Raw genomic sequence first — 3855 nt, 5'->3', positions numbered from 1 at the left:
GGGCGGCGGCGTTCTCCGGGGCGGTCAGGCGGCCGAGGCTCGCTGGGCGCTGGCCCGACGGGCGGCGGCGTTCTCCGGGGCGGTCAGGCGGCCGAGGCTCGCTGGGCCCTGGCCTGACATGGCGGCGTCCTCCGGGGCGGTCAGGCGGCGCGGCAGCTGATCTCCATGCCGTCCTCGACCGGGAAGGCGACGCTGACGTAGCCGTTCGCCGGGTCCCGCACGTACGCGAGGTGGTCGGCCATGCCCGCCTGGTCGATGTCGTCCGCCACGACCAGCGCGCCGGGCGCGAGCCGGGGTTCGAGCAGCCGCAGCACCGGCAGGCACAGGTCCTTCCAGCCGTCGAGCAGGACGAGGCCGATCGGTCCGCGCACGTCCGCCAGCGTCTCGAGGGCGTCTCCGGCGAGGACGGTCGTCGTGTCGGCGAGCCCGGCCTCCTCCAGATTGGCGCGTGCGGCGGCGACCTTGGCCGTGTTCAGCTCGGTGCCGAAGACCCGCCCGGTGCCGTTGTCGGCGACGGCCGCGGCGAGGCAGATCGTGGAGATCCCGAACGACGTGCCGAACTCCACGACGGTCTCGGGCCGGCAGGCGCGTGCGAGCGAGTAGAGGAGCTCGCCACCCTGCCGGGAGATCGGCATGTAGAGCTCCTCGCGCGCGTCGGCGAGCTCCTGTGCGGTGCCCGACGCGCGGCCGACCGGGCGCGCGTCGTCGCGGCTCGCCTCGGCGAACAGCCGGTCGAGCGTCGTGCGGACACGTGGCGTGTGAAGGGTGATCGTCATGGCGGCCAGAGTAGACGCGACGTTGCGTCTTGTCTAGCGTTCAGTAGGGTACGGGCATGAGCGCGGACAGGCCGTCCCGTACGGCGCACCATGGCAACCGGCATGGACGCAGTGAGCAGGCGCGCCGGGCCGTGCTGGAGGCGGCCGACGACCTGCTGGCCGAACGGGGGTTCGCGGGCGTCACGATCGAGGGCATCGCGGCCCGGGCCGGCGTGGCCAAGCAGACGATCTACCGCTGGTGGTCCTCCAAGGTCGACGTCCTCATCGAGGCGTTCGTCGACGACATGGCCCAGCATCTGACGCCCCCCGACGAGGGCGACCTGGAGAGCGAGCTGCGCACGCACCTCCGGCGGTCGGCGCGCTTCCTGACCCGGTCCGACCCGGGCGCCGTCTTCCGCGCGCTGGCCGGGCAGGCCCAGCACGACCCGGAGATGGCCGAACGGTTCCGCACCGAGTGCCTCGGCCCGCAGCGGGCCCTCGACCGCCGACCCCTGGAGCGGGCGATCGAGCGTGGCGAGCTCCCCCCGGACACCGACGTCGACTTCGCCCTCGACCAGCTCGTCGGCCCGCTGTACTACCGGGTGCTGGTGACCGGGCACCCGGTGCCGGAGGAGTTCACCGACGCCCTCGTCGAACGCTTCCTCGCGCCGTTCCGTACGCGGCGGGCGGCCGAGCCGCGAGCCTGATGATCGCCCGGCGCGCGGCGATCGTGACGAGCGGCGGCCGATGGCGTTACCCTCCCGCAGTGGAGCAGAAGAGCGACTTCCGGCTTCCCGTCGCCGCGGCGCCCGCGTACCTGACCGCCACGGTCGCGGCCGTGTCGGCCGCCGGGGCCGTCGTTGTGCTGGTCATGGTGGGTTACCTGCTGGCCACGATGGACCGGCTCTCCCACGCCCCCTCCACCACGCTCGTGTTCGCCTTCTTCCCCGTGCTCGCCTTCGGGCTGCTCGCCGCCGCGGCCGTGATGGCCCTGCTCGCCCGCGGCGAGTTCCGGCTGCTGCGCAACCCTCCCGTCTTCACCACCGACGGCCTGCGGCTGCGGGTCTTCGCCCGCCGCGGCTACGACGTGTTCGTGCCCTGGGAACGCGTGGCCCGTCTGCGCATCGCCGACCGGGGGCCCCGGCCCTTCCTGGTCGTGGACGTGCCCGGCGCCGAGGACCTCGTCGGCGACGACCCCGGCAAGACCCAGCGCCTGCGCCGGACCGCCGAGCGGTTCGAGGGCGCCGCCTTCGTGTACGGGCTGCGCGGCGCCCTCATCCACGCCGAGGACCTGGACGCGGTCGTCGACCGGCTGAGCGACGGCGCCGTCACCCTCGACTACTGACCGGGCCTGAGTGCGGCCCGGGGATCAACACGACCGGGTGAGCGCGACGGCGGACGATACCCAGCGCCCACCAGAAGCTGCGGCCGAAGGCGCGCGAGGGCGCACGGTTCGCCGAGGCGACGCTGCCGCTCGCGGCCGGGAACGCGCGCCGGACGTGGACCTGCGGGGCGACGCCGGGTCGAGCCGCCCACCCGGATCGGGACACTGCTCGCCGCCGTCGCGCCCGGGATCGCCGTCGCCGGGAAGCGGGGCGAACGCGGCCACCAGCGCGATCGCGCGGACCGGCACGCTGATGTAGAACATCAGCGCCACGCGAGGTCGTCGATGAGCAGGCCGTCGAGCACCGGCCCCACCAGCATCGGCAGCGCGATGAGGCTCATCACCCGGCCGATGCGCTGTGGCCCGGCCTTACGGGCCGCCTGGAGCACGGGGAAGACGATCAGACTGCCGACCGGCCAGGCGGCGCCGCACAGCACCGAGCCCGCGATGAACAGCACCAGTGACGTGCCCCCATGGTCTTGCCGCTGAAGCGCCGGATCACCCAGCCGGTGATCGGAATCGTCATGGCGGGCCGGCGTGTACGCGGTGAGCACCTACTGGATCGCGGACGGCGAGGTGTGTAAGCCACGGCCGAGCGTATCGACGGCGACGGTCACGATCGTCGCGTCGAGGATCGTCATGATCGCCCCGAGCACGACCGCAGCCGCCGCAGTTCGGGGTGGCAAGGGGAACGCGACGGCGATCACATGCCGATCTGGGCGCACCGGCGCGCCCAGCGGTCGAGCGCCCTCACCCGTGAGGCGATCGTCGAGGCGGCCATGGAGATCGCCGACGCCGAGGGCGTCGACGGCGCCTCGATCCGCCCGGTCGCGGCCGCGCTCGGCGCCCGCACGATGAGCCTCTACATCTCCATCGACGACAGGAACTACCTGTCCGACCAGGTGGCCGGGGAAGTGCTCGTCATCGGCGAATCGTCCGCCGCTTGGCGTGAGGTGATCGCCTGGCGTGAGCGGGGGGTCGCCGTGCGCTACCTCTGGATCGTCCTCATGGCCGACCAGGTGGCCGGCGGAGTGCTCATCACCGGCGAACCGCCCGCCGCCCGGCGCGAGGTGATCGCCGTGATCGCCCGGCGCGAACGGGAGGTTGCCCTGCGCCACCCCTGGATCGTCGACATGGCCGGACACCGGTCGCGCGCCATGGTCGGGCCCAACCTGCTGCGTCACCTCTACCAGGCGATGGCGGCCCTGGCGGGACAGCGTTGAGTCGCGCGAGGCCCTCAAGGCCGTGGACGACCACATGTTCGGCTTCACCGCCCGTAAGACGCGAGATCGCGCGCCGCCCCGGGCCCGGCGGGGTCGATCGCCGGGCGGTCCCTCAGCCGTACCTGCGAGAGCTGGTCGACAGCGGCGGGTTCGCGAGCGCCGCCACACCGACTTCGAGCAGGGCCTGCGTCGGTTGCTCGACGGTGTCGAGCAGCGCGTGCTCCTGAACGACCGCCCGTGAGAACGCCGAAGGGCGTCCCCGCACACGGGGACGCCCTTCTCGTTCGTCGTCAGGCGTCGCGGCCGAACCGGAACCGTGAGCCGGCGACGCCGGCCGCTCCGGTCAGCACGGCGGTGGCGCCGAGCAGCGCGAGCGCCCCGATCGGGCCGCCGGTGAACGGCAGGGAGCCGCCGACGACCGTCAGGGAGTTCGTGGCGGGAGCGGCGGCGCCGGGCGGAGTCGCCGCCGGCGGCGTCGGGTTGCCGACCGGCG

At 73.6% G+C, this 3855-nt stretch carries 8 protein-coding genes; 3 read left to right on the top strand and 5 right to left on the bottom strand.

Features of this window, described 5'->3' with window-relative positions; genetic code table 11:
- Positions 1 to 140 precede the first annotated feature (140 nt).
- Complete coding sequence (locus ACFFNX_RS44485; protein WP_378212302.1) at positions 141 to 776, bottom strand: O-methyltransferase; 636 nt, start codon at positions 774 to 776, stop codon at positions 141 to 143.
- Between the two features lie 56 nt (positions 777 to 832).
- Here ACFFNX_RS44485 and ACFFNX_RS44480 point away from each other — a divergent pair, with 56 nt between their 5' ends.
- Both ACFFNX_RS44480 and ACFFNX_RS44475 read left to right on the top strand, forming a co-directional pair.
- Positions 833 to 1462, top strand: coding sequence for a TetR/AcrR family transcriptional regulator (locus tag ACFFNX_RS44480; RefSeq protein WP_378212301.1), 630 nt, complete (start codon positions 833 to 835; stop codon positions 1460 to 1462).
- A 59-nt stretch (positions 1463 to 1521) separates the two neighbouring features.
- A complete protein-coding gene (locus tag ACFFNX_RS44475) occupies positions 1522 to 2100 on the top strand; it encodes a hypothetical protein (protein WP_378212300.1) in 579 nt (192 codons plus the stop codon).
- 302 nt (positions 2101 to 2402) lie between these two features.
- On the opposite strand, the gene ACFFNX_RS44470 is transcribed toward ACFFNX_RS44475, so the two are convergent.
- Together ACFFNX_RS44470 and ACFFNX_RS44465 are read right to left on the bottom strand one after the other, a co-directional pair.
- Entirely contained in the window at positions 2403 to 2693 is a 291-nt protein-coding gene (locus tag ACFFNX_RS44470) for a hypothetical protein (protein ID WP_378212299.1), read from the bottom strand.
- The gene (locus ACFFNX_RS44465) at positions 2694 to 2846 is read right to left on the bottom strand and encodes a hypothetical protein (protein ID WP_378212298.1); all 153 of its coding nucleotides are present in this window, start codon (positions 2844 to 2846) and stop codon (positions 2694 to 2696) included.
- Here ACFFNX_RS44465 and ACFFNX_RS44460 point away from each other — a divergent pair, their 5' ends adjacent.
- Positions 2847 to 3362 (top strand): TetR family transcriptional regulator, encoded by a 516-nt coding sequence (locus tag ACFFNX_RS44460; protein ID WP_378212296.1) that lies wholly within the window; start codon positions 2847 to 2849, stop codon positions 3360 to 3362. It begins immediately after the preceding gene.
- 112 nt (positions 3363 to 3474) lie between these two features.
- Here ACFFNX_RS44460 and ACFFNX_RS44455 read toward each other — a convergent pair whose 3' ends face one another.
- Positions 3475 to 3627 carry a hypothetical protein gene (locus tag ACFFNX_RS44455; protein ID WP_378212295.1) on the bottom strand — a complete coding sequence of 51 codons (153 nt, stop codon included), beginning with the start codon at positions 3625 to 3627 and terminating at the stop codon, positions 3475 to 3477.
- A 25-nt stretch (positions 3628 to 3652) separates the two neighbouring features.
- Positions 3653 to 3855: hypothetical protein (locus ACFFNX_RS44450; RefSeq protein WP_378212294.1), on the bottom strand; the 203-nt coding region annotated here is incomplete at its 5' end.

This window comes from Actinoallomurus acaciae (genome assembly GCF_042429965.1).
In the GTDB taxonomy this organism is placed as follows: domain Bacteria; phylum Actinomycetota; class Actinomycetes; order Streptosporangiales; family Streptosporangiaceae; genus Actinoallomurus; species Actinoallomurus acaciae.
Note: the sequence above shows the minus strand (reverse complement) of the source record. Positions and strands in the feature narration are given on the sequence as shown.

Excerpts from the sequence above, each read along its gene's own strand:
- ACFFNX_RS44485 (WP_378212302.1), bottom strand. The coding sequence starts at position 776 with ATGACGATCACCCTTCACACGCCACGTGTCCGCACGACGCTCGACCGG.
- ACFFNX_RS44480 (WP_378212301.1), top strand. The coding sequence starts at position 833 with ATGAGCGCGGACAGGCCGTCCCGTACGGCGCACCATGGCAACCGGCAT.
- ACFFNX_RS44460 (WP_378212296.1), top strand. The coding sequence starts at position 2,847 with ATGCCGATCTGGGCGCACCGGCGCGCCCAGCGGTCGAGCGCCCTCACC.